The sequence below is a fragment of the Streptomyces sp. NPDC014864 genome, from assembly GCF_043081525.1.
GTDB lineage: Bacteria > Actinomycetota > Actinomycetes > Streptomycetales > Streptomycetaceae > Streptomyces.
The window spans coordinates 522886-549505 of the sequence record NZ_JBIBWT010000001.1; the positions used below are offsets into that span (position 1 = coordinate 522886).

Sequence of the window (26620 nt, forward strand, 5' to 3'; positions counted from 1 at the left end):
GCATGCCCACCAGGATCCTCCCGGCAGTCGGTGACGCGGACGCGGTCCGGTCCATCACGACACTGCTCAGCCAGCTCCCCGACGCGGAGCCGGTGTCCCCGGTCGCCGACTCGACCCAGCTCATCGACACCCTGGCACGGCTGGCCGCCGAGTCCGTCGACGAACTGCCCGAGATCGTGGTGGTGCACGAGCGGATCGGCCCGGTGCCGGCCCTGGAACTGATCCGCGAAGTCGCCCTGCGCTTCCCGGCCGTCGGGGTCATCCTCGTCACCTCCGACGCGAGCCCCGGCCTCTTCGCCGCGGCCATGGACTCCGGCGCCCGCGGCCTGGTGGCGCTGCCCCTGAGCTACGAGGAACTGGTCAGCCGGGTCCAGGCGGTGGCCCAGTGGTCGGTGGGCGTCCGGCGCCACCTCGGCCACGGCAGCGACGTGTTCAGCGGTGTCGGCGGCCGGGTGGTGACCGTCAGCGGCGCCAAGGGCGGGGTGGGCGCCACGCTGGCCGCCGTCCAGCTCGCCCTCGCCGCCCAGGCCTCCGGGCACAGCACCGTCCTGGTCGACATGGACCTCCAGGCCGGGGACGTCGCCTCCTACCTCGACGTCCAGTTCCGCCGCTCGGTGGTGGACCTGGCCGCCATCACCGACATCTCGCCGCGCGTCCTGGCCGACGCCGTCTTCCGGCACGACACCGGCATCGCGCTGCTGCTCGCCCCCGGCGAGGGCGAACGCGGCGAGGAGGTCACCGACCGCGCCGCCCGCCAGATCGTCAGCGCCCTGCGCTCCCGCTACGAGGTCGTCGTCCTCGACTGCGGCGCCCAGATGAGCGGCGCGGGCGCGGCCGCCGTCGAGATGGCCGACACGGCCCTGCTGCTGACCACCCCGGACGTGGTCGCGGTCCGCGCCGCCAAGCGCACGGTGCGGATGTGGGACCGGCTGCAGATCCGCAAGGCCGAGGAGACGACCGTGGTGGTCAACCGCCACACCCGCGGTACGGAGATCCAGCCGCCGCTCGTCCGGCGGATCACCGGCACGCCGGTGGCCGGCACGGCGATCCCCGCGAACTTCAAGGAGCTCCAGGCTGCGGTGGACGCCGGGCGCATCCACGAACTGGACAGCAGGAGCGTGGTCAAACAGGCCCTGTGGGGCCTCGCGGGCGAGCTCGGACTCGTCAAGGTGCCCGACGGCACGCAGAAGGGCGGCGGCCGGGGAGCGATGAGCTTCCGGCGGCGCAGAGAGGCAGGGGGAGGGTGATGACGGTGCTGGGGATCATCTCGGGACGACGACCGCGGCTGCGTTCGGACAGCGGGCAGGTGGCCGTCGAGTTCCTCGGGATGCTGCCGACGATCATCATCACGCTGGTGCTGCTGTGGCAGGCCGTACTGGTGGGATACACGTTCACGCTCGCGGGGAATGCTGCCGACGAAGCCGTACGGGCGGGAACGGCGGCTCAGGACCGGCAGGCGGCGTGCGAACGGGAGGGCAGGCGGGACCTGCCGAGCGCATGGCAGGGCGGCGACATCAACTGCCGCTCGGGCGCGGGCGGGTACGTCACGGCCGACGTCTATCTGGAGGTGCCCGTCCTCTTCCCCGGGTCGGTGGGCTTCCCCTTCCCGAGGATCCACGGGCACGCGGGCGCCGTCGAGGAGGCGAAGTGACATGGCGTTTCAGCGCGGGTGGCACGAGCGCGGGCGGCACGGCCGCGGAAGGCGGGAGCGCGGCCGGCCCGAGCGCCGGTGGCGCGACCGCTCGCGGCACGAGGGCGGGCGACGCGACCGCGGGCAGGCCGCCCTCGAGTACCTCGGGTTCGTCCCGATCCTGATGATCGTCGCCATGGCCGTCGTCCAGATCGGGCTGATCGCGTACACCGCCCAGCAGGCGGGCACGGCGGCCCGGGCCGGGGCCCGCGCGGCCTCGCTCCGCATGGGCGCGCAAGCGGGCTGCCGGCAGGCGGTGGCCGACTGGCTGGCCGGCCGCACCAGCTGCGGGGAGGCCCCCGGCGACGACACGGTCACCGTCACCGCGACGGTGACCATCCCGTCCATCGTCCCCGGCTGGGACTTCGACCCCGCCCGCAAGCGCGCCACCATGCCGCTCGACCACTGAACGAGGAACGGACCGAGGAAGCAGGACCCATGAGCCTCCGCGCACGCATCAACTCACCCGAGGAGAAGAGCAGTCGGGGCGAGGACGGTCACCTGGTCGCCTCCTACCGGGCGAAGCTCCTGGAGGAGATCGACCTCGCGGAGATGAGTTCGCTGGCCGCCGCCGAGCGCCGGGTGCGGCTGGAGCGGGTGCTCGGGCACATCATCAGCCGCGAGGGCCCGGTCCTGTCGACCGTCGAGCGCTCGCAGCTGATCCGCCGGGTGGTCGACGAGGCCCTCGGCCTCGGCATCCTCGAACCGCTCCTGGAGGACGCCTCCATCACCGAGATCATGGTGAACGGCCCCGACGCGATCTTCGTCGAGCGCGGCGGCCGGGTGGAACAGCTCCCGCTCCGCTTCGCCTCCCACGACCAGCTGATGCAGACCATCGAGCGGATCGTCTCGACCGTCAACCGCCGTGTGGACGAGTCCAATCCGATGGTCGACGCCCGCCTCCCCTCCGGCGAACGCGTCAACGTCATCATCCCGCCGCTGTCGCTCACCGGCCCCATCCTCACCATCCGCCGCTTCCCGCGCTCCTTCACGCTCCAGGAACTCATCGGCTTCGGCTCGCTGGACGAGCACATGCTGTACCTGCTCGCCGGGCTGGTGCAGGCGAAGTTCAACGTCATCGTCTCCGGCGCCACCGGCACGGGGAAGACCACGCTGCTCAACGCCCTGTCCGGCCTCATCCCGGAGGGCGAGCGCATCATCACCATCGAGGACTCCGCCGAACTCCAGCTCCAGCAGTCGCACGTGATCCGGCTGGAGTCCCGGCCGCCCAACGTGGAGGGCCGGGGCCAGGTCAGCATCCGCGACCTGGTGCGCAACTCGCTGCGTATGCGCCCCGACCGCATCGTCGTCGGTGAGGTCCGCGGCGGCGAGTCGCTGGACATGCTCCAGGCGATGTCGACCGGCCACGACGGCTCCCTCGCCACCGTGCACGCCAACAGCGCCGAGGACGCGCTGATGCGCCTGCAGACCCTGGCCTCCATGTCCGACGTGGAGATCCCCTTCGTGGCCCTGCACGACCAGATCAACAGCGCCGTCGACGTCATCGTCCAGCTCACCCGGTTCGCCGACGGCGCCCGCCGCGTCACCGAGATCGCGCTGCTCGACAGCCACGGCGGCGAGGCGTACCGGCTGGCCACCGTGGCCCGCTTCGCCGCGCTGCCCATGACCGCCGACGGCCGGGTCCACGGGACCTTCGAGTACCACCCGCTGCCGCGCCGCACCGCCGACCGCCTCTACATGGCCGGCCAGCCCATCCCCCAGGCCTTCGGCGTCGCCCAGTCCGCAGACCAGCTCGCCACCCGAGAAGCCAGGTAGGAAGCCGTCCCATGGATCTGCACACCCTCGTCCCGCTGACCGTCGGCGTCACCCTGCTGACCTGCGTCCTGGCCGTCATGGGCCTGCACTCCTACGCCACCGGCCGGGCGCAGCGGGCGGCGCTGGTGGACCGTCTCTCGCAGACCGGCCAGATCCCGGTGGGCCGCCGCCGGCGCTTCCGCACCCTGGACCGCCGGCTGCGCCGCACCCGGCTCGGCCGGAAACTGGAGCTGCGGCTGGCCGCGACGGGACTGGACGTCACCCCCGGCGAGTTCTTCGTCTACATGCTCGCCACCGTGGCGGCCCTGTGGCTGATCGGCCAGGCGTCCCTGGCGCCCTTCTTCGGCCCATTGGCCGGGCTGCTCGGCATCTGGGCGGCCTTGCAGTTCCTCAACTGGCAGCGGCAGAAGCGCATCGAGAAGTTCATCGGCCAACTTCCCGAACTGGCCCGCATCCTGGCCAACGCCACGCAGGCCGGTCTCGCCCTGCGCACCGCGATCGGCATGGCGGCCGAGGAGCTGGAGGCCCCGGCGGGCGAGGAACTGGGCAAGGTGGCACACCAGCTGGCCCTCGGCGCCTCGATGGACGACGCGCTGGGCGAACTGGCCGACCGCCTCCCCTCCCGCGAACTGGTCGTCCTGGTCACCACCCTGGTCCTGTCCAACCGGGCCGGCGGCCAGGTGGTCAGCGCCCTGCGCAACCTCACCGAGACGCTGGAGGAGCGCAAGGAGACCCGCCGCGAGGTCCGCACCCAGCTCTCCCAGGTCAACATGACCTCGTACGCGGTGCCGGTGCTGGGCGTGGGCTCGCTGTTCCTGATGAACGGCGTCAAGTCGGGCGCGCTGGACCGCATGACGGGCTCCCCGATCGGCCAGGGAGCCGTGATCATCGCCTTCGCGCTGTACGCCGTCGGCTTCTTCCTCATCCGCCGCCTGTCCCGCATCGACGTCTGAGTCCACCCTTCACGGAAAGGAGGTGAGGCCGGCATGGCACTGCTGCTCGCCCTCGTCATGGGCCTCAGCGTCTGGGGCGCCTTCGCCGGCGTCCGCATGTACCGCGCGGACGCCAAGCTGCCCGGCGACCTCGCGCTGGCCCTGGAGGTCGGCGCCACCCGCACCGGCGCGGTGGACTCGCTGATCGACCGACTCGGCATGCGCTACGCCCCCGCCGTCCTGCGTCTGATGGGCCCCAAGCTGGTGGCCCGGTACCGCCGCAGGATCGACCTGGCGGGCAACCCCGGCGGCCTGACCATCGACCGCTACGCCGCCCGCCGCGCGGTCTACGGCTTCCTCGGCGGGGTCGGGGGCCTGGTGTTCCTCATGCGTGGCAGCGTCTTCGTCGCGCTGCTGCTGTTCGCCTTCGGCGCGTTCTGGACGGAGGTCGGCATCTGGTCCGCGATCCGCATCCGCAAGGACGTGATCGAACGGACCCTCCCCGACTTCCTGGACGTGCTCGCGGTCGTGGTCAGCGCGGGCCTCGGCTTCCGCCAGGCCCTGGACCGCGTCGCCGCCAAGTACGAGGGCCCCTGGGCGGACGAACTCCGTATCACCCTGCGCCAGATGGACCTCGGCATGAGCCGCCGCCAGGCCTTCGCCGAACTGCGCCGCCGCAACGACTCCGAGCAGGTGGCGATGTTCGTGACGGCCCTGCAGCAGGGCGAGGAACTCGGCGCGCCGATCGTCGACACACTGGTCGCGCTGGCCAAGGACATGCGCCGCACGGACGCGCAGAACGCCCGCCGCAAGGCCGCCCGCGCGGTCCCCAAGGCCACCATGATGATCACCACCTTCATGGTCCCGGCCACGATGATCCTCCTCGGCGCGGGCCTGCTCCTCGGCTCCGGCGTGGACTTCGGCTCCGTCACGGGCAAATAGGGGGCGACGAGGACATGACCCCGGCCAACGAGCGCGTCGGCCTGCTGCGCCGCCGCCCCAAACCCCCGGAGATCACCACCCCTCCGGCGGGCACGGTCCTGCCCGCCCACGTCCGCACGGGCGCCCCCGACATCCCGGTCACCTCGGTGACCCCGGCCCTCCCACCCGGCTGGGAACCCGCGACGGCCGCCCTCCCGGGGGTGCCGCAGCAGACGAGCCCGTGGACGGGCGGCGCGCGGCCGGCGGGGACGGACGCCGGGGGCGGGGACGGAGGCGGCGCGGGGCGGACGGTGCGGATCGGCCGGAGGGGCGGGAGCCCAGCGGGCGGCACCGGGTCGCCGGGAAGGCCGGGCGGGCCGGGTGAGCCCGGTGTACGGGGTGCGCCGGAGGTGCCGGTACCGGGTGCGCCGGCCGAGCCGTCGGCGACCACGACCGGGGCCGGCTCGGGGTCTGGATCCGGGCCCGGGCCCGCCGGGCCGATGGCGGCACAGACCGGACCCGCCGGTCCTCCTGGTCGCGTCCGTCCTCCTGGCCCTGCCGGCCCCCCCTCTCCTGCCGGGCCCCCGCCCGCCGCACCGCTGCCGGCGCACGAGGGCCCTCCCACCGCCGATGCGGGCACCCCCCTTGCCACCCCCGCACCGACCGCACCGACGGCCCCCGAGAAGACGGCCATCCAGATCAACGCGCTCCAGGCCATGTGCCGGCAGGTCTTCGGCTTCCGCCTGGCCATGATCGCCCTGGCCGCCCCCTCCGCCCTGGTCAACGCCGCCCCCGGACTGGCCACCCGCCTGGTCGGCGCGGCCGTCGTGGTCACCTTCATGGGCTCCTACGTCCTCTTCCGGGACTGGGAACGCTTCGGCCCCCTCCTCCTGCGCCACCCCAGCCTCCTGGCCGTGGACACCCTCTTCGGCTCGCTGCTCCTGGTGTCCGCGGGCCCCGACACCACCCTCGCCTACGTCAGCGTCTGCACCCCGCTGCTCGCCGGCCTGGTCTACGGCTGGCGCGGCGCCGCGGCCTTCGCGTCCCTCCAGTCCCTGATCCTCCTGCTGGTGCTCACGGCCGGGAGGCACGCGCACCCGCACCTGGCGCAGGTGGCACTCCTGCCCGGACTGTGCGTCATCAGCGGGGCGGTGGGCTCCACCCTGCGCAACCTCATGCTCCGCTTCGGCGAGGCCACCGAGGCTCTCACCACCGTCCAGGCCCGCCTCGCCGTCACGGAGGCGGTCGCCGCCGAACGCGCCCGGCTGGCCCGCGAGATGCACGACTCGGTCGCCAAGACCCTGCACGGCGTGGCCCTGGCCGCCGACGGCCTCGCCGGTTCGGCGGGAGCCGGGCGCATGGACCAGGCGCTGGTCAGGCAACAGGCCGAACTGGTCGCCCGCTCGGCCCGCCGCGCCGCCGCGGAGGCCCGCGAACTCCTGGCGGACCTGCGCCGCGAGTCCGACCCCGGCCACGGAACCGACGTACTGGTCGAACTGGCGGCCCGCACCCGGGACTTCGGCAAACGGACCCGCCTGCCCGCCACCTACCGCCCCACCGGCGAGCACGCCGTCCCACCGGTCCCGCCCGCCGTGGCCCGCCAGCTCCTCACGATCGCCTCGGAGGCGATGGAGAACGCCCACCGCCACGCCGAGCCGACGCGGGTCGACGTACACGCCGGAGTCCACGACGGCCTGCTGCGCATCAGCGTGTACGACGACGGGCGCGGCCTGCCCGCGGGCACCAGCCTCGAACAGCTGCGCCGCGCGGGCCACTTCGGCCTGGTCGGCATGGTCGAGCGGGCCGCCTCCGTCGGGGCCCGCATCCGCATCGGCCGTGGTGCCCACCCACGGGGCACCGAGGTCCGCCTGGAACTCCCGCTGGCGGCCCTGACCGGACCACCCGCATGACATCGACGTACGGATCCCGCACCACCCCGTCCCCCACCCACCATCCGAGAGGAGGCCGCAGATGCCGGACCGGACGACATCCCACCCCGGCCCCCAGCAGTCCCCGCCCCCGAACCCCTTCGAGGGCTTCCCCCGCCCCGCGCCGAGCGCACCCCTCAGGGTCGTCGTCGCGGACGACAACCCCGTGGTCCGGGCCGGCCTGACGGCGCTGCTGTCCGGCCGCGCGGACATCACGGTGGTCGCGGAGGCCGCCGACGGCCGCGAGGCGTGGGAGGCGGCCCAGCAACACCGCCCCGACGTGGTCCTGCTGGACGTCCGCATGCCCGGCGTGGACGGCATCTCGGCGCTGCCGTACCTCGTCCGGATCGCCCCGGTCGTGATGCTCACGTACAGCCGCGAGTCCGAGATCGTCCAGGAGGCGCTGCGCCGCGGCGCGGGCGGATATCTGGTGCACGGCGAGTTCACGGCGGATCAGCTGGTGACGGCGGTAAGGGACATCAAGGAGGGCCGGGCCCACTTCACCCCGACGGCGGCGGGCGCGCTGCTGGCGCAGTTGCGCCAGGATGACCGGAGCCCCGCGGGCGGCGGACCACTCCCCGAGGGCCTGGGAGGTGCAACTGCACACACGTCCGACTTCGCAACAGGCGCCGTTCAGGCTATTTCTGCAGAAAACCTTTCGCAACTGCAACCGAATGTGGGAGAGTCGTCGTCTGGATGGACAGGTGGCCGTCCGGCCGCCGTCGACAGGTCGAGGTTCCAACTCAGCACGAGGGAGGCGGAGATCATGGACCTCATCGCGTCCGGCATGACGAACCAGCAGATCGCCGCCACCTGCTTCATCAGCGAGAAGACGGTCAAGAACCACATCAACCGCATCTTCGCCAAACTCCACAGCACCAGCCGGGCGGAGGCCGCGGCGAAGTGGCTGGGCACGGCCCCGGGCTCCGGACGAGGGGTGGGGTGACCCCTGATGACGACGGTACGGGGGATGAGCGGCTGGGCCTCGCATTGGGCCCGGGATTGGGCCCTGGGGCCCTCGGGCGGACGGGATGTTCCGGCCTACCTTTCCGGTGTCGCAAGCGACACCAAGACTCGACCCGGAGGGGAACACCATGAGCGACCTGATGCTGAAGACGGCCGTGGCCACCAAGGTCCGCGTGAACGGCTGGAGGAACACGACGGCCGAGGCGATGCAGCGCCGCGCCGGCGACAAGGGACAGACCGCGGTCGAGTACCTGGGCATCATCGCGGTGGTGGTGGCGATCGTGCTGGCGATCACGGGTACCAACATCGGGCAGACGATCCTGCAGAAGATTCAGCAGAAGATCAACGAAATTACCTGATGCGGCCGCGCAAATACGGCGACGCAGGGCAGGCCTTCCCCATCTACATCACGGTGGTGGCGGGCCTGCTCTTTCTCGCGTTCGCTTACCTTGCGGTCGGCCAGGCCGCGGTGAACAGGAACGGCGCTGAGACGGCGGCCGACGCGGCGGCGTTGGCGGCGGCACAGGCTACCCGGGACCAACTCGCGGGCGCGTGGGTGAAAGACGTGCGCGACCCGAGCAAGTGGCGGGACATTCTCCAAGGCCGGAACACGGTTCTCGCCGGATGCGTACGGGCACGACAACTCGCCACGCAGAACGATGCGGACGTGACCGGGTGCGAGCCGAACCAGTGGCGGATGAGCTACACGGTCGAGGTCAGGACCGCGAAGCCCGTCGGCGATTCACTGGTCCCCGGTACGGAGAACCGGCACTCGCATGCGTCTGCCGTTGCAGTGATCGAGTCTCGCTGCACGTTCAAGCCTCCCGCAGAGGGTGCCGAGGAGAAGGCCCTGCCACCGCTCACGTGCGGCGGCAGGAAATGGGAGTTGGACCCCGAGCATCTCACCGACCTTCCTGGACCCGAGGACCTCTTCGACGTCCACCTGGCCGACTGACAAGCGAACGACGAGTGATGAAGGAAGCAGAGTGATGAGCATTCGGTGCACTGCGAAGGCCCGTAGGGGCCTGGTCGCGCTGACTGTTGCGGCCGGTCTGGCCCTTGGTGCGGTCGGTTGCGGCGACGGAGGTGAGAAGCCGAACACGCCGGCGTCCGCCTCCAAGGACGACGCGTCCAAACCGAGTGCTCAGGAGGGGCAGTCGGATCAGCCGCTGGCGGAGTTGAGGGGGCAGGACGGGCTGCTCCTTCAGATCACCTCTGCTGACCGTGACTCCGGCGGATTTGTCACCGTGAACGGGGACCTGAAGAACGATGGTGCCAAGTCGGTTGTTGTCCCGCCACAAATGAGCGGAGACGAAACCGAGATCGTCAAGCACGGTCCTTCGCTCGGTGGTGCAACACTCGTGGATTCTAAAGGGAAAAAGCGCTATTACGTGCTGCGCGACACGGAAGGGCGACCTCTGACGACGACGTCCCTCGGCACGATTGAGGCGGGCCGAAGTCTGCCAGTCTTCATGCAGTTCCCGGCGCCACCGGCCAATACGACCGAAGTGAGCTTCCAACTGCCCACCTTCTCCAGCGCCACCATCCAGATCTCCGGGTGAGGCGGCCGCGATGACCCACACCCCTGGCGGGCGCCCACGTCTCGCCCTCGCGTTCACCGCCGCCACCGTCATGGTCGCCGCGAATTTCTACGGCGCCGTCGTCGCGCACGCCGACGGCGGTCCCAGCGTGCCCCCGGGCACGGAGGCCTCCGCGACGGCCCCTGTGAAGGTCGACCCGAACGACCCCGACCTGAAGCTGCCGGAAGGCGCCACCCTCGCCGCCCCCAAAGTCCTCGACATCAAGTCGGTGGTGGAGGACCAGGGCGGCGAGGAGCGCCGTTCGGACACCAACACGGACGTGACCTTCGCGCTCCAGGCCGAGGTGCTGTTCGGCAAGGACAGCGCGAAGCTCAGCGACGAGGCGAAGTCCCGTATCGCCGCGATCGCGGAGGAGATCAAGAAGCAGAAGTCCACCCACGTCCGGGTCTTCGGCTTCACCGACAACCTCGGCTCCTCCGCCCACGGGGACGTCCTGTCCAAGCAGCGCGCCAACGCCGTACAGGACGTCCTGGACCAGGACCTGAACGACTCCGACATCACCTTCGAGGTCCGCGGCTACGGCGAGCAGTACCCGATCGCCGACAACTCCACGGAGGCCGGCCGCAAGAAGAACCGCCGGGTGGAGGTGTCCTTCCCCCGGACCCAGAGCTGATCACGGCGGCAGGCGACCGGCCCTCCGCGTCCCGATCTCCCGGATCGCGACGCGGAGGGCTTTCGGTTGTCGGTGGCGCCGTGTCATGCGCTTTGGGTGTCGTTTTGGGCCCACGGGCCCATCCTGGGCGGGCGCTTCCTTCCTAACCTCCCCCTAGTTGTGTGCCGACGTGGGGGGAGGGGGCATGGCCTCGGTCGGGGGAGTGCCGGAGTTCGAGGGATCGTGGTCGTCCGGGCGTGGGGGGCGCCGCGGGATGCCGCGGTCGCTGTCGGTGGCACTGACGCTGGTGCACGTGCTGTTCGTCGCCACCGTGCTGGGCGGGGTCGGGCTGCTGCTGACCGCCTCGTCGTACGACGTCCTCGACGGAGGCGTGATCGCCCTCGTCGCCTACGCGGCCGCGCCCGGCGTCCTCGGGTGGTGGCTGGCCCGGCGGACGTGGGAGGGCGGGGCCCGGGTCAGGCGCGGGCTGATCGCCGTTCAGGTCTGGCTGATCCTCGGCGGGCTCACCAACCTCGCCGCCGGTTCCGCCCGCGGCGGCGTCCAGCTCTTCCTCCCCGTCCTCATCGTCTACTTCCTGCTCCAGTCCGAGAGCCGGGAGTGGTACGGACTCCCGGAGCTGGAGCGGGCCGAGCGCCGCCCGTTCTCTCTCGCCCGGATGATCCGGTGGCGGCGGGGCGGCGACGAGGGGCAGACGGCGATCGAGTACGCCGGCCTGGTCGCCATCGTCGTCGCCATAGTCACCGCGCTGGTGGTCAGCGGTCTCGGTACGCAGATATACGGGGGCATACAGGCCCACGTCTGCAAGGTCGTCGGCATGGGCTGTCCGGCCCCGGCGGACGGCACCGCCACGGACGCCTCCGGCACCACCACCGACGGTCGGAGCACCGACGGCCGGAACACCGGCCCCACGGGCGGTGACACGACCACCGACAGCGGCACGCACGGCGACGGAAACGAGAGCGGAAACGGGAGCGGAAACGAGAGCAGCGGGAACGATGACGGCGACCGGAGCGGCGACCAGAACGACGGGGGAGACCAGGGCGACGGCCAGAAGAAGGACGACGGCTGCTTCTCCGGCGTCGGCGCCTTCTTCGGCTGCGCCGGCGACCAGGTCAAGCAGGTCGGCCAAGGCCTGTTCGTCGACGGCGTGTGGGGCGACGTCACCGGCATCTGGGGCATGGTCCGCCATCCCCTCGACACCCTCAAGGGCATAGGCGACTACGGCAAGCAGCTCGGCGAGGACTGGTGGGACAACTCCCGGGGCGCCCGCGACGAGTGGTCCAAGGGTGACCACCTCGGCGCAGTCCTGGACTGGGGCGGAGCCTCGCTGAAGACCGGCGGCACGGTCCTCTACGACATGTTCATCGGCGACGACGTCGCGAACGACTGGAAGAACGGCGACAAGACCCGTGCCGTCACCCACGTCATCTGGAACGTCGGCTCCCTCTTCATCCCCGGCTACGACGCCGCCAAGGTCGTGGAGAAGGTCGGCGAGCTGGGCAAACTCGGCAAGCTCGCGAAGCTGGGCAAGCTCGCGGAGAAGGCGGGCAAGGCGGCCGAGGACGCCAAGAAGGCGGCCAGGGCGGGAGACGTCGAGGGCGCCGAGAAGGCGGCCAAGCAGGCCGACGAGGCGGCCGACGAGGCCGAGAAGAAGGCCAGGCAGTCCGGCTGCACCCTCTCCGCCCCGGCCCGCGGGACCCCGTACGACGACGGCCCGCGCGATGCCACCCCCGGCACCCTCACCGGCGCCCCCGGCACCGGCACCACCGTCCTGGCCGCCGGCGCCTCCCCCTACGTGATCCTCGCCGAGGACGGCTGCGACGAGGAGGCCAGGAAGGAGGCCCAGGAGGCCCGCAAGCAGGCGGACGAGGCGGACCGTGCGGCGAAGGCCGCCGATCTGGCGCACAGCAAGGATGCCGCGAAGAAGGCGCTCGACGACGAGGGCATCCCACACTCCGCGAAGAACGTCGACGACATCGCCGGCCGCGCGAAGGACGACCCCGACCCGGCCAAGAAGGAGATCGGCACCGGGGACGCGGCTCGAGCATTGGACGAGGTCGGGAAGCTGGCGAAGACGCCGAACGTCTCCAAGGAAGCGAGGTCCACCCTCACCAGCAAGATTCTCAACGCGAAGAACACGGACGAACTCGCCCAGGCCGAAGCCGAACTCAACGCCGTCCAGCATGCGGCCGACGTCGAAGCTGCTGCCGGTACCACGGTGCACACCGCCGTCGGCAAGGACTTCGGCAAGACGAAGGTCGATCTCGGCGGCGGCGAGAGCGTCGACATCTCCGACATCAACGACGCCGATGTGCTCTACAAGGGCAAGGACGGCAAGGTCCATGTCGTGGAAGTCAAGAACACCGGCAACGCCACCATCAAGGCCGACTTCGAGCGGCAGGTCGAGGACATGGCCCGCTGGCAGGGCAAGGACGGCGCGGGCCGTGCCACCAGGGTGGACATCGCGACCAACGACAAGTGGAGCAACATCTTCAGCGGATACAAGAGCGGCAAACGCGATGGAGTGAAATACAAGCCGGAGGGCACGCCGGCGAGCACACTGGCTAAGAACAACGTACCGATCCGGATCGCCGGCCAGGACATCTCCCCGAGTCAACTCGCGAGGATGCAGACGGAGATCGACGCGCGCCGGGCGGCGGGAACGCTGGACTGGTCGAAGATGAAGACCCCGAAGGAAGCAATGGAGTACCTGGGTGTCTCGTGATGATCACCTCCTGCCCCTGGCGATGCGCGAGCTTCCGCCGCCCTGGAACGACCTCACCCATCGCAGGCGTCCCGCCCTTGCGGAGCTCCCGCCCACGCACGCGGAGCAGGCGCTCGAGGTCCTGCGGGCCTCCCTGCCCGAGCGCCGCCACAGTGTGCACGACTGGGACGAGCCGCTGCGGGACTTCTACGACGAGCGCGACGACCGCACCCTGGACGAGGCGGACGCATGGCTGCCCCGGCTCATGCCGACCACCGCCGACGTCACCCGGGACCGCGTGTCCCAGGTGCTCGCGAAGTGGTCCGAACTGGGCATCCCCTCGGTGTCCTCCCCACCGACGCGGGAGCAGATCGACGTCACGGCCGCCGAGTGGGCCACCTCGGTACGGCAGGCCCTGGCCTCCGACGCGTTCGCCCTCCTGGAGCGCGGGATCCACCTGGGGCACGCCAGCGAGGCGGTCCGCCTGGCCAAGGCCTACGTCCGGGTCGGCCTGGCCGTGGAACCGGCGGTCCGCCTGCTCCTGACCCTCGGCCGGCCACGCGGCGAGGAGGCGCTGCTGGCCCTGGTACACGACGACGAGGTCCGGGACTTCCGCCCGTACATCCGTTCGCGGCTCCTCCTGCTGCGCCGCCCCCGCTACGAGGCGCGCGCCCGGAAACCGGCTTCCGACGAGGAGCCCTTGCTGCCACCCGTGGTACGAGAGCTGCCCTACGGATGGGCCGCGGGCTTCCAGTGGCCGGCCGATCTGCCGGCGGCCGAGGAGAACGTCGCCCGGGCGCGGGCGATCCTCCTGGCCTGCAGGCCGGCCGAGCCCGTGCCCGATCCGGTCCCCGCCCCCGCTTGGAGCGGGAGGGAGAGCGGCGACGAGGAGCCGCCCGCCTGGCTCGAGGTCCGGGAGGTCATGCGGAACTTGATGCCGTACGCGGCCCACGTCACCCGGGAGCGCATGTTCGAGGCGATGCGGGAGTGCGCGCTGCTCGGCATCCCCGGCGTTCCGCCGGAACCGGACGAAGAGGAAGGATCACGGTTCGTCCGGCGGTGGACGACGTGGGTCGGCGGCTGGATCGCCGGAGAGGTCTTCACCTGGCTCGGTCTGTACGTCGACGACGAAGCTCTCGTCACCCCGTGGGCGATGGAACTGGCCGAGCAGTACGCCCGGTGCGGCGTGGCCATGGAGCAGGCCGTGATGACGCTCCACCGGTACGGCACGGTGACACTCAGCCGTGAGGCATTGGCCCGCATCGCGGCGGACGGCACCCTCCCGCCGCAGGTGCGCGAACTGGCCACACGGTGACGGTCGAACCATCGAGTCGTTCGCTCCGAGCCGTGACCTCTCCGACGTGCGCGGAGCCACGAAGGGGGAACGAGTGACCGGTACAGAGCGGTATGCGCCTCTGCTGGGCAACCTCTTCACTGTTGCCGCGCTGCCTCCGGCCGGTCTCCGTCGAGCGGTGGCGGAAGTCCTGTCAGCTCCGGACGAGGCGGTGGACGTGGCCGACGCGGACGGAGACCAGGAAGGACGGTACTGGCAGGCGCCCGTGCTCTGCACGTACCGTCGGCTGCCGCCGGGTGACCTGGCGCTCGAACTGGACATCGTCGTTGAGGAGGAGACCGCCGACGGCCTCACGGAGGAGGGGCTGGCGCTCGGCCTGGCCGAGCGCACGGGGTCCTCCGTGCTCTACCCGTCGGAAGTCGACATACCGAGCGCCTACTGGGTCGGCACACCGGACGGACGCTCGGTCGGATGCCGTCTCGAGGCGGAGGACACCGACGACGACGCCGGGTACCGCGTCGATGTGGTGGAGGAGCCGGTGCGGGATCTCCCCGGTGCGAGGGTCGAGGCACTGCCCGAGATCCTGGACGGGCAGCACATCGACACGCCGCTGGCCGACGCCTTCCTCGCCGGCTACCCGACGGGTACGACGGCGACCGTGGAGGGACGTGTGCACTACGCCCTGCACATCTGGGCGCGGCTGGGCCGCCGTCTGGAGTCGGACTGGTCGCCCTCGGGCCGGTACCGGGAGGATCTGTTCCATCGTGACCTGAAGGCCCGGGACGACCTCGCCGACGCCCTTCCGTGCGTAGGCAAGGCATATGCCGACGGCTTGCGGTCAGCCCTGCAGGGACTGGACTCGATCTTCCGTGAGCACACCGAGGAATGGGAGGCCGGACACAAGGCCGGCGTGCCGGCAGAGCGCTGGTGGTGGCATCGTCGGCCTCGGAGCCTTCCGTGGTGACCCTGGGAACGTTCGGGTGAAGACCGCGCTCGCCGCCTGCTGCACGCGACCCTGCGCGGGCTGCCATCGTCCTGGAACGACCTCGTCCCATCGCAGACGTCCGGCACTGGCGGAGGACTCGGCCCGGCTGCTGTCCTCGGACGACGAACCACCCGTGCACACGATCGACGCGGTGGCGTCCCCGGTGGCGGAGCTGCCACTCGTTCCCGTTTCGGAGTTGCCCGAGATCGTCCGGGAGCCACGGGCGAACCAGGGCGACGCCGATGGACGACGCCCCGTCACCTGACCTGCTCCGCCACCACCGTCACCCGCACCCCCGCCCGCAGTCCCCAGCCCGCCATCACCCCCGCGTCCGTCTCCAGCACGTGCCGGGAGCGGAGGCGGGGCAGGCCCAGGCGGTTCGGGGGCATGGTGCGTACCGCGAGGACGGTGAGGTCGCGGTCGAGGTGGGCGACGTCGATGGGGAAGCGCATCCGGAAGGTGTGCACGCTGTTCGCGGGCGAGAGCAGGATCGCGCCGTCGACGGTGTCCCGGCCGAGCAGGCCCCTGGTGCGGGCCCGGTACGAGGTCGCCAGCTCCAGCGGGACCGTCACCGGTGCCGCTCCGTTCCCGTGCACGGTCAGCTCTCCCCGACCGTCCCGCCAGCGCCGTCCCATCCCCGCCCCGCCTCCGCCCGTCGTACCGACGTACTCCCGTACGGCCAGCACCGTATCCACGGGAAGGCGGGCCCACATGGGCCCACGGGCCCATCCGCCCTACGGATCGGCTGTCACCGCGGGTGCGAGGACGTGGGTTGCGGGGGGTGAATAAGTGCCGCGGGCCGATCAGGTACAGAGGGCCGATTCAGGCGAAAGGTTCCGTTCGCGCCAGTGATTCCTTGCACACGCTTTGCGATCCAAAGGGATGATCTTTACTGCTAGAGTCCCTTTTCGACCGACCGGCACGACCAACCGGTCGGGCGTGAATGCGGGGGAAGAAGCGCATTCGGGGGGCCGTTAAGTTTGGACGCCTACCGGCGTTCCCGCACGTCCTCTTCCCCCTTGGAACTGCAAGGGGAAGTCTACGTGAAACCCATTCGCATACGTCTCGCCGCCGTGAGCGTGCTGGCCGCTCTTGGTGTGGCCGCCGCCGCCCCCATGGCGATGGCCGAGGACGCGCCGACGCCGGTGGTGACGTCCGCGCAGGAGCCCGAAGCGGCTCAGGCGCTGCAGGCGCTGCTCGACAGCAAGGACCCCGAAGTGCAGGCCTTCATGGCCGAGTTCGGCGGCGGCCAGGACCTGGCGGCGCTTCAGCAGGCGGCTGCGGCACCCAGCAAGCCCGGCGGGGGCATCACGGCCCTCAAGGTGCCCAAGTGGGGCCAGATCGCCGCCGCGCTGAAGAAGATCGCCGGCTTCACCAAGGCCGTGGCGGGCAAGTACGACGACTTCAAGCGGTGGGTCGATTCCCGCCCGTGGTACGTCAAGTACGCCATCAAGGCCGTCTCTCCCGGCCTGAGCCTCTACGACATCTGGTGGCACTTCAACCACTGAGTCGGCAGTGAGCCGTCCGGCCCGCTCCCCGCGGGCCGGACCGCGCCGAAGGAACGACTCCGAAAGGAAGGGCAATGGCGAACGGCCAGTCCGCGGACACCGGTTCCCCCGTCACCGAGGGCACCTGGGGTGTGCCGCTGATCGTGCTGATCCCGGTCGCGCTCCTGCGGGTGTTCACGGGTCTCTCGACGCCGTGGCTTGTGGCGGCGTGGGCGCTGTGGGGGCTCGCGCTGCTGCTGACGGGCGTCGGCTGGGTGCAGGTGGTCCGTCACGGCCCGCGGCGGGCGACGGGATGGTCCGCCTGCGTGCCGCTGCATTGTGCGCTCCTCTGGCTCGGGGCCCAACTGGTGCTCGCCCCGGCCGAGTAGGCGGGCGGCCCTGTCGGGCGTCCCCCGGTTCCGTCGGCGTGACCGGCGCCCCGGCCGTGGTGTCGTGCGCGGGGCGTAAATGGGGAGGCGGGCGGCGGTCGTGTCCTGCGAGCATCGGGGCATGGCAGACAGCAGGCACCGCAGCTTCGAGGACCTCGTCGCCGAAGGCGCCGCCGTGCCCACCGAGGGGTGGGACTTCTCCTGGTTCGAGGGGCGGGCCACGGAGGCGCGGCCGTCCTGGGGGTACGCCGTATCGATGGCGGGGAGGCTGGCCCGCGCGCGGGCCGCGCTCGATGTGCAGACCGGGGGAGGGGAGGTCCTCGACTTCGCCCTCGGCCGGGCCGGCCGGGTCCCCTCGCTCGTCGCTGCCACCGAGGGCTGGCCGCCCAACGCCGCCGAGGCCACCGGACTGCTCCGCCCGCGCGGCGTCGTGGTCGTCGCCTCGCCCGACCACGCGCCGCTGCCGTTCGCCGACGGCGCCTTCGACCTGGTGGTCAGCCGGCACCCCGTACGGCCGCAGTGGGCGGAGATCGCCCGCGTCCTCGAACCGGGCGGCACCTACTTCGCCCAGCACGTGGGGCCCGCCAGCGCCTTCGAGCTGGTCGAGTGGTTCCTCGGGCCGCAGTCCGAGGCGGTGCGCGGCGGCCGTCACCCCGAGCGGGAGCGCGCCGACGCCGAGGCCGCCCGGCTGGAGATCGTCGATCTGCGCGCCGAGCGCCTGCGCATGGAGTTCCACGACATCGCCGCCGTCGTCCACTTCCTGCGCAAGGTGATCTGGATGGTCCCCGGGTTCACGGTCGAGGCGTACGCACTCCGGCTGCGGGCGCTGCACGAACGCATCGCGCGCCACGGGCCGTTCGTGGCCCACAGCACCCGCCACCTCTTCGACGCCCGCAAGCCGACGCGAGCGGGCAAGCCGGTGGGCTGACCCGCTGACCCGCTGACCCGCCGACCCGCTGCCCCCCCGCGTCCCTCCCACCGACCCGTCCGCCGCCCCGCCCCACCGGCGCGGCGCCGCGCCCCCTTTCGCCGCGCGATGAGAGATGGCTAGAAAGCGACCGTCCGGAAAGTGCCCCCGAGGGGCAGGCCAGGGCGTCCCGTTTTTCACATCGTTATCGTCCGCCCCTCGCGTCACCCGTCCGCCTCACGTAAGTTCAGACCAAGGCAATTCGCGTGAGCAAAGCTGCGCGGGCGGTACCGCGCGGTGGAGGGGGCCGCGCGGTGCCGTGCCCGCCTGCTCTGAGCCTGTCGGCATGGGCCGGAGGGCCGGGGCGGAACACGTGCCGGCGTCAATCGGGCGTTCGCGGCCGGGTCGCCCGGGGGAGGGACGCGGAGGCAACGCGCCGCGCGGTCACCAAGAAGGCCCAATTCCTGCGGTTCCCGCCGCATCCCGCCCGATTCACCTGTGAATCCGCTGTGATCCGGCCACTGTCACCCCCGGAATGACAGCCTCCAAGCCTCTCACGGCGTCGCCGGGCGACTCCGGAGAGTAGTTGTTGCACGCCGATGCACGCGACATCACTTACGAAGGGTTATGGTGGAAACCCCCCCTCGGGCCGGTCCGTCTCCCCCCCACGGACCGGCCCGTTTCTTGTAGGAGCTCCGGGGGGAGCGTCTGATGCACCCGGGCGCGCACGCGCACCCGTTGGGGGGACCCTTGCCGGGTCGGGGGTAGGCTTCGCCCCCGGGGACCGCCATACGGACGAGGCCGCCGCGCGGGCAGGGATCGCCCCCGGCCGCGCCTGTCCGATCCAGACGGAGGGGCTGACGAACACGTGAACCTGCGCGACAAGCTGCGCGGCCTGCTGGTCAGGCTGTACGCACGCCGGGTGGAAGGTCACCTGGACCACGCTCAGGTGCCCAAGCACATCGGCGTCATCATGGACGGCAACCGCCGTTGGGCGAAGGCCGCCGGTTCCAGCACCGTCCACGGTCACCGGGCCGGCGCCGAGAAGATCGAGGAATTCCTCGGCTGGTGCAGCGAGACGGACGTGGAAGTCGTCACCCTCTGGCTGCTGTCCACGGACAACTTCGACCGCCCCCAGGAGGAGCTCGTCCCGCTCCTCGGCATCATCGAGGACGTCGTACGGACCCTGGCCGCCGACGGCCGCTGGCGCGTCCACCACGTCGGCACGCCCGACCTGCTTCCGGCGCAGATGCAGACCGCGCTGAAGGAGGCCGAGGAGACCACCGCCCACGTCGACGGGATACTCGTCAACGTCGCGATCGGCTACGGCGGCCGCCAGGAGATCGCCGACGCGGTCCGCTCCATGCTGCTCGACGCCCACGACAAGGGCGTCGCGCTGGAGGACGTCGCCGAGTCCGTCGACGTCGACATGATCGGCCGGCACCTCTACACCGGCGACCAGCCCGATCCGGACCTGGTGATCCGCACCAGCGGCGAGCAGCGGCTGTCCGGATTCATGCTCTGGCAGACCGCCCACTCGGAGTACTACTTCTGCGAGGTCTTCTGGCCGGCCTTCCGCAAGGTCGACTTCCTGCGGGCCCTGCGCGACTACGCCGCCCGCCACCGGCGCTACGGCGGCTGACCGCCGCGCGACCTCCGGCACGGCCGCTGACCGGCGGAAACTCCGCCCGGCGCCCCTTCGCCGCGGCCCGGCGGGCCCGGCTTCGGCGGGTCCGCCCGAAGGGCGCATGGATACCCCCTCAGAGGCGGATGTAACGCGGAGTTCACACGTGCGCCGCCCCGTGCATTTGCATGACGGCGCATGTTCGAGGGCATAAGCCAGACAGGTCGACACCCGAACCACGGGTGTCGGATCTCAGCGGGCGGCACGGGGCCGTCCGCCCGGGAGGCCCTTTGCACCAGCCCGACCGTGCGGTCACAGCACGGACGCAGCCGCGGAGGGCCGGTCCTCGGCCCGCCGCGCGCGGGTGCCGTCGACCGGCCCAGCTCCATCTCGTCGCTCCCCGACCTCATCCGAGGGGGTACGTCCTTCCGTGGTGACCAGCACAAAGCGCCGCAAGCCCGACCGGCGCACCTATGTTCTCGACACCAGCGTCCTGCTGGCCGACCCGAACGCCCTGAGCCGCTTCGAGGAGCACGAGGTCGTGCTGCCCGTCGTCGTGGTGACGGAGCTGGAGGCCAAGCGGCACCATCCCGAACTCGGCTACTTCGCCCGTCAGGCCCTGCGCCTGCTCGACGACTACCGGGTCCGGTACGGCCGTCTCGACGCCCCCATCCCGATCGGGGACCTCGGCGGAACGCTCCGCGTCGAGCTCAATCACTCGGACCCCAGCGTGCTGCCCACCGGCTATCGCCTGGGGGACAACGACTCCCGCATCCTCGCGGTCGCCCGCAATCTGCAGGCCGAGGGGTTCGACGTCACCGTCGTCTCGAAGGACCTGCCGCTTCGCATCAAGGCCTCCTCGGTCGGCCTGCTGGCCGAGGAGTACCGCGCGGAACTCGCCATCACGGACGCCTCCGGGTGGACCGGGATGTCCGAACTGACCCTGTCCGCGGAGCAGGTGGACACCCTCTTCGAGGCCGGGCGCGTCCAGGTCCCCGAGACCGACGGCCTGCCCGTGCACACCGGCCTGACCATCCAGTCGGAGCGGGGCAAGGCGCTCGGGCGGGTCACGGCCGAGGGCGACGTCCGCCTGGTTCGCGGCGACCGGGAGGCCTTCGGCATCAAGGGCCGCAGCGCGGAGCAGCGCATCGCGCTCGACCTGCTGCTCGACCCGGACGTCGGCATCGTGTCGATGGGCGGGCGGGCCGGCACCGGCAAGTCGGCGCTGGCGCTGTGCGCGGGCCTGGAGGCGGTTCTGGAGCGCCGTCAGCATCAGAAGGTGATGGTCTTCCGCCCGCTGTACGCGGTGGGCGGGCAGGAACTCGGCTATCTGCCCGGCAACGAGGCGGAGAAGATGAGCCCCTGGGCGCAGGCGGTCTTCGACACGCTGTCGGCCGTCACCAGCCGCGAGGTCATCGAGGAGGTCACCGCGCGCGGGATGCTGGAGGTCCTGCCGCTCACCCACATCCGCGGCCGCTCACTGCACGACGCGTTCGTGATCGTGGACGAGGCGCAGTCCCTGGAACGGAACGTGCTGCTGACCGTCCTTTCCCGGATCGGCGCCAATTCACGGGTCGTTCTGACTCATGACGTGGCACAGCGGGACAATCTGCGGGTCGGTCGCTACGACGGTGTCGTCGCCGTCGTCGAGAAACTGAAGGGCCATCCGCTCTTCGCGCACGTGACGCTGACGAGGTCCGAGAGGTCCCAGATCGCGGCCCTTGTGACCGAAATGCTGGAGGAGGGGCACATCTGATCGAATCCGCCCCCGAATGCCCCGTCTCGGGGCGACGGAGCGGAAGTTGGCGCCGTCCGGTAAAGGCCGAGAGCTTAGCCGGGCGGCGTCGGCGTGTGCGGAGGTTTCTCGAAATCCCCAGGGCCAAACCCGGTGTGAGCTTTCACACGCATTTCGGAATTGCCTTGCGGCGCGGGGTTACGGCAGAGTCTCTCTCCTGTCAGGCCCCGCATACGACACACCTGTGCCCCCAGCGGTACAGCAACACCTGAGCATCACAGCCAACTCCATAGCGTCGTCGTATGCCGCCCGAGCATCACGTGGCTCTCCCGTGAAGGGAGTTGCACAGCGGGCCCGTGCCTCCGTGACCCCGCAGTTGGGAGGCCAGTGCCAGGGGGCACGATTGCGTCCGCCAGGGTCACCGAAGCGGGCGATGCTGGAAGGAAAACCGTGTGAGCCGGATCTCGGTCCGGGGATTCGCAGTGGCCTCGGCCACCGCGGTCACCGCTGTCGGAAGCGTCGTCGGCGTTGCCTCGGGCAGCACCGCGCAGAACAACGACGCCGAAGCGACGGCAGCAGACGCGACGACGCTTCTTGCGGACATACCCGCGGGTCAGCAGGCCCAGGTGCAGACCGCCTCCCTCGCGCAGCAGGCCGACGCACAGGCCATCGCCGCGGACGCGAGCGCGAAGAAGGACGCGGAGGAGGCCGCCCGCAAGGCTGCCGCCCAGACCGCGATCGCCAAGAAGGCGGCCGCCGAGAAGGCGGAGCAGGAGGCCAAGGAGCGCGCCAAGGCCAAGGCCGAGGCGGCCAGCCGCAGCGCGAGCCGGGACTCCTCCAGCTTCCCCGTCCAGAGCTCGTACACCGCCGCGCAGATCCAGGCGATGGCGCGCCAGATGGTCGCCGCCGACCAGTTCCAGTGCTTCAGCAACATCGTGAACCACGAGTCGAGCTGGAACTACCAGGCGGTGAACGCGTCCTCCGGCGCCTACGGTCTCTTCCAGGCGCTCCCGGCCGGCAAGTACGCCTCCGCCGGTGCCGACTGGCGGACCAACCCGGCCACCCAGATCAAGTGGGGCCTCAACTACATGAACGAGCGGTACGGCAGCCCCTGCCAGGCCTGGTCGTTCTGGTCGGCCAACCACTGGTACTGAGCCCGAGCGGCCCACGGCGCCCGTAGCGATCGTCCGGCGGGCGCCGCTCTCAACCCCGCGCAGCCCCTCCCCGTCCTAGGGGGAGGGGCTGTCGCCATGTAGCGTGACGGAACGACTCCTGGGGGGAGTGGTGGGGACGGACGGGGGAAGAGGACGGATCATGTCGAAGGTGCCAGGGTGGCTCGGCCGGCTCGGCGCCGGACTCACCGAGATGGGTGAGCGGTTGGACGAGCGCCGCGCGGAGGCCGAGAAGGAAGACGCCGGGTCCGTCCCGGAGCCGTCGGGGGGCACGGGCCCGGTGCCCGACCGCGAGAGCCTCGCCCCGGCACGTCCCGACCCCGTCCAGGCCGTGCCCTGGGGCGTCCGGGTCGCGGCGGAGGCCGGCTGGCGGGTGCTGGTACTGGCCGGAACCGTCTGGGTGCTGATGCGGGCCATCAGCGCCGTCCAGCTCGTGGTCCTCGCCTTCGTGGCCGCGCTGCTCATCACGGCGCTGATGCAGCCCACGGTCGCCCGGCTGCGCCGCCGCGGACTGCCGCGCGGTCCGGCCACCGCGCTCACCGCGATCCTCGGCTTCGTCATCATGGGGCTGATCGGGTGGTTCGTGACCTGGCAGGTCATGGAGAACATCGACACGCTCTCCAGCCAGATCCAGGACGGCATCGACGAGCTGCGCAAGTGGCTGCTGCACAGCCCCTTCCACGTCACCGACAAGCAGATCAACCAGATAGCCAAGAACCTGCGCGAGGCCGTCGGCGCCAACACCGACCAGATAACGTCGGCCGGGCTGGAGGGCGTCACGGTCGTGGTGGAGGCGCTGACCGGCATCCTCCTGACCATCTTCTCGACGTTGTTCCTGCTGTACGACGGGCGGCGGATCTGGGAGTGGACCCTGAAGCTGGTGCCGGCGGCGGCCCGGCCGGGAGTCGCCGGGGCGGGCCCGCGCGCCTGGCGCACCCTGACGGCCTACGTCCGCGGCACGGTGATCGTGGCGCTGATCGACGCGATCTTCATCGGCCTCGGCATCTACTTCCTGAACGTCCCCATGGCCGTGCCGCTGGCCGTGTTCATCTTCCTGTTCGCGTTCATCCCGCTGGTGGGCGCGGTCGTGTCCGGCGCGCTGGCCGTGGTGGTCGCGCTGGTCACCCAGGGTGTCTTCACCGCGCTCATGGTGCTGGTGGTCGTCCTCGCGGTGCAGCAGATCGAGGGCCATGTGCTGCAGCCCTTCATCCTGGGCCGCGCGGTCCGGGTGCACCCGCTGGCGGTGGTCCTGTCGGTCGCCGCGGGCGGGATGATCGCGGGCATCGGCGGCGCGGTCGTCGCGGTCCCGCTGGTGGCGGTGACCAACACGGTGGTGGGCTATCTGCGGTCCTACTCCGAGGAACGGACCGTACGGCTGCCCGCCCGCCCCCGCCAGGAGCCCGTGGCCGAAGAGGTCCCCGCCGACGCACCGGCCGGCGACCCGGCCGGCTGAGCCCCGCGGCCGGGCCCGGCCGCACGCCGTGACTACGGCCCCCTCGCACCGCGGTGGGAGGGGGCCGTGATCATGGCGTCGTGCGACGCGGCCGGAGCTACTCGGCCAGCGCGGCCTCCGCCTCCAGGGTCGTAGCGACCGCCTCGATCACCGCGGCGATCTTGAAGGCCTCCTGGATGACCTCGCGCTCGAGACCGGCCTTGCGCAGGACCTGCTCGTGCGAGTCCAGGCACATGCCACAGCCGTTGATCGCGGACACGGCGAAGGACCACAGCTCGAAGTCGACCTTGTCGACGCCGGGGTTGCCGATGACGTTCATCCGCAGACCGGCCCGCAGGCTGCCGTACTCGTGGTCCGACAGCAGGTGCCGGGTGCGGTAGAAGACATTGTTCATCGCCATGACGGCGGCCGCGGACTTGGCCGCGGTGTACGCCTCCGGCGACAGGTTCGCCTTCGCCTCCGGCTCCAGCTCCCGCAGGACGATCGGCGAGCGCGCGGTGATGGCGGTCGCCAGGACCGTGCCCCACAGCTGCTGCGTGGGCAGGTCCGAGTTGCCGATCACCGAGCCCAGGTTGAGCTTCAGGTCCTTGGCGTAGTCAGGAAGGGCGGACTTCAGGGAGTCGAGCGACATGCTCACTCACCCGCCAGCAGCTTGACCGGGTCGAGGGTCTCCTCGCCCTTGGACCAGTTGCAGGGGCAGAGCTCGTCCGTCTGCAGGGCGTCCAGGACCCGCAGGACCTCCTTGGGGTTACGGCCGACGGAGCCCGCGGTGACCATGGTGAACTGGATCTCGCGGTTCGGGTCCACGATGAAGACGGCGCGCTGGGCGAAGCCGTCCTCGCCCTCGATGCCGAGGTCCCGCATCAGCTCGTGCTTGGAGTCCGCCATCATCGGGAACGGCAGGTCGGTCAGGTCCGGGTGGTCCTTGCGCCAGGCGTGGTGCACGAACTCGGAGTCACCGGAGAAGCCGAGGATCTGCGCGTCGCGGTCGGCGAACTCCTCGTTCAGCTTGCCGAAGGCGGCGATCTCGGTCGGGCAGACGAAAGTGAAGTCCTTCGGCCATGCAAAGACCACCAGCCACTTGCCCTCGTAGGACTTGTGGTGGATCTGCTCGAACTCCTCGCCCTTCTCCAGCGAGACGCAGGCGGTCAGTTCGAACTCGGGGAACTTGTCACCGACAGTGAGCACACGCTCTCCTTGCAGCGAGGAGACACCGGTTGTGCCGGCGTCCCCCATGGGTTGGACGCTCACGATGCTGGCACAGAGTGCATTGATTGCGGAAATAGCTACACTCGGTCAAGTTGATCGGAGGTGGTTATCAGTGACCATGGGTAGTAAGCGCAGGCAGCCGAGCCTCGCGCAGCTGCGGGCCTTCGCGGCCGTGGCGGAGCACCTGCACTTCCGGGACGCCGCCGCGGCGATCGGGATGAGCCAGCCGGCGCTCTCCGGCGCCGTCTCCGCCCTGGAGGAGGCACTCGGTGTCACCCTCCTGGAGCGTACGACGCGCAAGGTGCTGCTCTCACCCGAGGGTGAGCGGCTGGCCGTCCGCGCCAAGGCGGTGCTGGTCGAGGTCGGGGCGCTGCTGGAGGAGGCCGAGGCGGTCCGGGCCCCCTTCACGGGCGCGCTGCGGCTCGGTGTCATCCCCACCGTGGCGCCGTACCTGCTGCCCACGGTGCTGCGGCTCGTCCACGACCGCTACCCGGACCTCGACCTCCAGGTGCACGAGGAGCAGACCGCGAACCTGCTGGAGGGGCTTTCCGCCGGGCGGCTGGACCTGCTGCTGCTCGCCGTGCCCCTCGGCGTGCCCGGCGTCGTCGAACTCCCGCTGTTCGACGAGGACTTCGTGCTGGTCACCCCGCTCGACCACCGGCTCGGCGGCCGCGAGGGCATCCCCCGGGAGGCGCTCAGGGAGCTGAACCTGCTGCTGCTCGACGAGGGGCACTGCCTGCGCGACCAGGCCCTCGACATCTGCCGGGAGGCCGGGCGTGAGGACGCGCCGGTCACCACGACCGCCGCGGGCCTGTCCACGCTCGTCCAGCTCGTCGCCGGCGGACTCGGCTGCACCCTGCTGCCGCGCACCGCGCTCAAGGTCGAGACCTCCCGCAGCAACCAGCTCCTCACCGGCTGCTTCGCCGAACCCGCCCCCTCCCGCCGCATCGCCCTCGTGATGCGCGGCGGCGCGGCCCGCGGCGCGGAGTACCGGGAACTGGCCGCCGCCCTGCGCGAGGACCTGCGTCCGCTGCCCGTACGGGTGCTCGGCCCGGACGTCCGAAGGGATCACGGAATCGATCAAATGAGCGCCGAACAAAGCTCTTTGGGTTGCCCGGCTCCTCAAATTCCGTCAAGTGGCGGCAGGTAGGAAGACCCGGGCCGACCCTGCGCCCCCCGGTTGATACACATACCCCCGCGGAGTGATGCGTCAGGCGTATGTGCGACAGGCCAG

At 71.1% G+C, this 26620-nt stretch carries 26 protein-coding genes; 23 read left to right on the forward strand and 3 right to left on the reverse strand.

From position 1 onward, the window contains the following. The first annotated feature begins 2 nt into the window (after positions 1-2). From ACF1A5_RS02520 to ACF1A5_RS02590, 15 genes are all read left to right on the forward strand, one after another. Complete coding sequence (locus ACF1A5_RS02520; protein ID WP_392190951.1) at positions 3-1247, forward strand: CpaE family protein; 1245 nt, start codon at positions 3-5, stop codon at positions 1245-1247. Then, positions 1247-1651, forward strand: coding sequence for a TadE/TadG family type IV pilus assembly protein (locus ACF1A5_RS02525; RefSeq protein ID WP_392190952.1), 405 nt, complete (start codon positions 1247-1249; stop codon positions 1649-1651). The genes ACF1A5_RS02520 and ACF1A5_RS02525 overlap by 1 nt, the downstream gene beginning before the upstream one ends. A 1-nt stretch (position 1652) precedes the next feature. Then, positions 1653-2099 carry a TadE/TadG family type IV pilus assembly protein gene (locus ACF1A5_RS02530; protein WP_392190953.1) on the forward strand — a complete coding sequence of 149 codons (447 nt, stop codon included), beginning with the start codon at positions 1653-1655 and terminating at the stop codon, positions 2097-2099. A 29-nt stretch (positions 2100-2128) separates the two neighbouring features. Further along, a complete protein-coding gene (locus ACF1A5_RS02535; RefSeq protein ID WP_392190954.1) occupies positions 2129-3466 on the forward strand; it encodes a CpaF family protein in 1338 nt (445 codons plus the stop codon). An 11-nt stretch (positions 3467-3477) separates the two neighbouring features. Then, entirely contained in the window at positions 3478-4419 is a 942-nt protein-coding gene (locus ACF1A5_RS02540) for a type II secretion system F family protein (protein ID WP_392190955.1), read from the forward strand. Between the two features lie 33 nt (positions 4420-4452). Continuing rightward, positions 4453-5340, forward strand: a complete 888-nt coding sequence (locus tag ACF1A5_RS02545; RefSeq protein ID WP_392190956.1) for a DUF5936 domain-containing protein — start codon at positions 4453-4455, stop codon at positions 5338-5340. A gap of 695 nt (positions 5341-6035) precedes the next feature. Next, positions 6036-7229, forward strand: a complete 1194-nt coding sequence (locus ACF1A5_RS02550; RefSeq protein WP_392190957.1) for a sensor histidine kinase — start codon at positions 6036-6038, stop codon at positions 7227-7229. 61 nt (positions 7230-7290) lie between these two features. Then, on the forward strand, positions 7291-8193 hold the full coding sequence (locus tag ACF1A5_RS02555) for a response regulator (RefSeq protein ID WP_392190958.1): 903 nt from the start codon (positions 7291-7293) through the stop codon (positions 8191-8193). A gap of 148 nt (positions 8194-8341) precedes the next feature. Further along, entirely contained in the window at positions 8342-8572 is a 231-nt protein-coding gene (locus ACF1A5_RS02560; RefSeq protein WP_392190959.1) for a hypothetical protein, read from the forward strand. Beyond that, the gene (locus ACF1A5_RS02565; RefSeq protein WP_392190960.1) at positions 8572-9168 is read left to right on the forward strand and encodes a pilus assembly protein TadG-related protein; all 597 of its coding nucleotides are present in this window, start codon (positions 8572-8574) and stop codon (positions 9166-9168) included. Before ACF1A5_RS02560 ends, ACF1A5_RS02565 begins: the two co-directional genes overlap by 1 nt. A 34-nt stretch (positions 9169-9202) precedes the next feature. Next, positions 9203-9775: a hypothetical protein gene (locus tag ACF1A5_RS02570; RefSeq protein ID WP_392190961.1), complete on the forward strand. Its 573-nt coding sequence runs from the start codon at positions 9203-9205 to the stop codon at positions 9773-9775. 10 nt (positions 9776-9785) lie between these two features. Further along, a complete protein-coding gene (locus tag ACF1A5_RS02575) occupies positions 9786-10427 on the forward strand; it encodes an OmpA family protein (RefSeq protein WP_392190962.1) in 642 nt (213 codons plus the stop codon). 184 nt (positions 10428-10611) lie between these two features. Beyond that, positions 10612-13152 carry a hypothetical protein gene (locus ACF1A5_RS02580; protein ID WP_392190963.1) on the forward strand — a complete coding sequence of 847 codons (2541 nt, stop codon included), beginning with the start codon at positions 10612-10614 and terminating at the stop codon, positions 13150-13152. Continuing rightward, on the forward strand, positions 13142-14446 hold the full coding sequence (locus tag ACF1A5_RS02585) for a hypothetical protein (RefSeq protein WP_392190964.1): 1305 nt from the start codon (positions 13142-13144) through the stop codon (positions 14444-14446). The genes ACF1A5_RS02580 and ACF1A5_RS02585 overlap by 11 nt, the downstream gene beginning before the upstream one ends. A gap of 73 nt (positions 14447-14519) precedes the next feature. Beyond that, positions 14520-15389, forward strand: coding sequence for a hypothetical protein (locus ACF1A5_RS02590; protein ID WP_392190965.1), 870 nt, complete (start codon positions 14520-14522; stop codon positions 15387-15389). 278 nt (positions 15390-15667) lie between these two features. Here ACF1A5_RS02590 and ACF1A5_RS02595 read toward each other — a convergent pair whose 3' ends face one another. Next, on the reverse strand, positions 15668-16045 hold the full coding sequence (locus tag ACF1A5_RS02595; protein WP_392191202.1) for a DUF192 domain-containing protein: 378 nt from the start codon (positions 16043-16045) through the stop codon (positions 15668-15670). A 408-nt stretch (positions 16046-16453) separates the two neighbouring features. On the opposite strand from ACF1A5_RS02595, the gene ACF1A5_RS02600 reads away from it, so the two are divergent. The 7 genes from ACF1A5_RS02600 (at position 16454) to ACF1A5_RS02630 (ending at position 24177) form a co-directional block, all read left to right on the forward strand. After that, positions 16454-16918, forward strand: a complete 465-nt coding sequence (locus ACF1A5_RS02600; protein ID WP_392190966.1) for a hypothetical protein — start codon at positions 16454-16456, stop codon at positions 16916-16918. Positions 16919-16992: 74 nt separating this feature from the next. After that, a complete protein-coding gene (locus tag ACF1A5_RS02605) occupies positions 16993-17286 on the forward strand; it encodes a hypothetical protein (protein WP_392190967.1) in 294 nt (97 codons plus the stop codon). A 121-nt stretch (positions 17287-17407) separates the two neighbouring features. Next, a complete protein-coding gene (locus ACF1A5_RS02610) occupies positions 17408-18214 on the forward strand; it encodes a methyltransferase domain-containing protein (protein WP_392190968.1) in 807 nt (268 codons plus the stop codon). 847 nt (positions 18215-19061) lie between these two features. Then, complete coding sequence (locus ACF1A5_RS02615; RefSeq protein WP_392190969.1) at positions 19062-19835, forward strand: isoprenyl transferase; 774 nt, start codon at positions 19062-19064, stop codon at positions 19833-19835. A gap of 412 nt (positions 19836-20247) precedes the next feature. Beyond that, positions 20248-21573, forward strand: coding sequence for a PhoH family protein (locus tag ACF1A5_RS02620; protein ID WP_392190970.1), 1326 nt, complete (start codon positions 20248-20250; stop codon positions 21571-21573). Between the two features lie 431 nt (positions 21574-22004). After that, positions 22005-22706 carry a transglycosylase SLT domain-containing protein gene (locus ACF1A5_RS02625; RefSeq protein WP_392190971.1) on the forward strand — a complete coding sequence of 234 codons (702 nt, stop codon included), beginning with the start codon at positions 22005-22007 and terminating at the stop codon, positions 22704-22706. 160 nt (positions 22707-22866) lie between these two features. Further along, entirely contained in the window at positions 22867-24177 is a 1311-nt protein-coding gene (locus ACF1A5_RS02630) for an AI-2E family transporter (RefSeq protein ID WP_392190972.1), read from the forward strand. 97 nt (positions 24178-24274) lie between these two features. Here ACF1A5_RS02630 and ACF1A5_RS02635 read toward each other — a convergent pair whose 3' ends face one another. Further along, entirely contained in the window at positions 24275-24808 is a 534-nt protein-coding gene (locus tag ACF1A5_RS02635) for an alkyl hydroperoxide reductase (protein WP_392190973.1), read from the reverse strand. A gap of 2 nt (positions 24809-24810) precedes the next feature. Beyond that, positions 24811-25365, reverse strand: coding sequence for a peroxiredoxin (locus ACF1A5_RS02640; RefSeq protein WP_392190974.1), 555 nt, complete (start codon positions 25363-25365; stop codon positions 24811-24813). 139 nt (positions 25366-25504) lie between these two features. On the opposite strand from ACF1A5_RS02640, the gene ACF1A5_RS02645 reads away from it, so the two are divergent. Continuing rightward, positions 25505-26536 (forward strand): LysR substrate-binding domain-containing protein, encoded by a 1032-nt coding sequence (locus tag ACF1A5_RS02645; RefSeq protein WP_392191203.1) that lies wholly within the window; start codon positions 25505-25507, stop codon positions 26534-26536. The last annotated feature ends 84 nt before the right edge of the window (positions 26537-26620 follow it).

What these genes read in the sequence shown, in the direction of transcription:
- ACF1A5_RS02520 (WP_392190951.1), top strand. Translation starts at nt 3, where the DNA reads ATGCCCACCAGGATCCTCCCGGCAGTCGGTGACGCGGACGCGGTCCGG.
- ACF1A5_RS02525 (WP_392190952.1), top strand. Translation starts at nt 1,247, where the DNA reads ATGACGGTGCTGGGGATCATCTCGGGACGACGACCGCGGCTGCGTTCG.
- ACF1A5_RS02530 (WP_392190953.1), top strand. Translation starts at nt 1,653, where the DNA reads ATGGCGTTTCAGCGCGGGTGGCACGAGCGCGGGCGGCACGGCCGCGGA.
- ACF1A5_RS02535 (WP_392190954.1), top strand. Translation starts at nt 2,129, where the DNA reads ATGAGCCTCCGCGCACGCATCAACTCACCCGAGGAGAAGAGCAGTCGG.
- ACF1A5_RS02540 (WP_392190955.1), top strand. Translation starts at nt 3,478, where the DNA reads ATGGATCTGCACACCCTCGTCCCGCTGACCGTCGGCGTCACCCTGCTG.
- ACF1A5_RS02545 (WP_392190956.1), top strand. Translation starts at nt 4,453, where the DNA reads ATGGCACTGCTGCTCGCCCTCGTCATGGGCCTCAGCGTCTGGGGCGCC.
- ACF1A5_RS02550 (WP_392190957.1), top strand. Translation starts at nt 6,036, where the DNA reads ATGTGCCGGCAGGTCTTCGGCTTCCGCCTGGCCATGATCGCCCTGGCC.
- ACF1A5_RS02555 (WP_392190958.1), top strand. Translation starts at nt 7,291, where the DNA reads ATGCCGGACCGGACGACATCCCACCCCGGCCCCCAGCAGTCCCCGCCC.
- ACF1A5_RS02560 (WP_392190959.1), top strand. Translation starts at nt 8,342, where the DNA reads ATGAGCGACCTGATGCTGAAGACGGCCGTGGCCACCAAGGTCCGCGTG.
- ACF1A5_RS02565 (WP_392190960.1), top strand. Translation starts at nt 8,572, where the DNA reads ATGCGGCCGCGCAAATACGGCGACGCAGGGCAGGCCTTCCCCATCTAC.
- ACF1A5_RS02570 (WP_392190961.1), top strand. Translation starts at nt 9,203, where the DNA reads ATGAGCATTCGGTGCACTGCGAAGGCCCGTAGGGGCCTGGTCGCGCTG.
- ACF1A5_RS02575 (WP_392190962.1), top strand. Translation starts at nt 9,786, where the DNA reads ATGACCCACACCCCTGGCGGGCGCCCACGTCTCGCCCTCGCGTTCACC.
- ACF1A5_RS02580 (WP_392190963.1), top strand. Translation starts at nt 10,612, where the DNA reads ATGGCCTCGGTCGGGGGAGTGCCGGAGTTCGAGGGATCGTGGTCGTCC.
- ACF1A5_RS02595 (WP_392191202.1), bottom strand. Translation starts at nt 16,045, where the DNA reads ATGGGACGGCGCTGGCGGGACGGTCGGGGAGAGCTGACCGTGCACGGG.
- ACF1A5_RS02605 (WP_392190967.1), top strand. Translation starts at nt 16,993, where the DNA reads ATGGCGAACGGCCAGTCCGCGGACACCGGTTCCCCCGTCACCGAGGGC.
- ACF1A5_RS02610 (WP_392190968.1), top strand. Translation starts at nt 17,408, where the DNA reads ATGGCAGACAGCAGGCACCGCAGCTTCGAGGACCTCGTCGCCGAAGGC.
- ACF1A5_RS02630 (WP_392190972.1), top strand. Translation starts at nt 22,867, where the DNA reads ATGTCGAAGGTGCCAGGGTGGCTCGGCCGGCTCGGCGCCGGACTCACC.
- ACF1A5_RS02635 (WP_392190973.1), bottom strand. Translation starts at nt 24,808, where the DNA reads ATGTCGCTCGACTCCCTGAAGTCCGCCCTTCCTGACTACGCCAAGGAC.
- ACF1A5_RS02645 (WP_392191203.1), top strand. Translation starts at nt 25,505, where the DNA reads ATGGGTAGTAAGCGCAGGCAGCCGAGCCTCGCGCAGCTGCGGGCCTTC.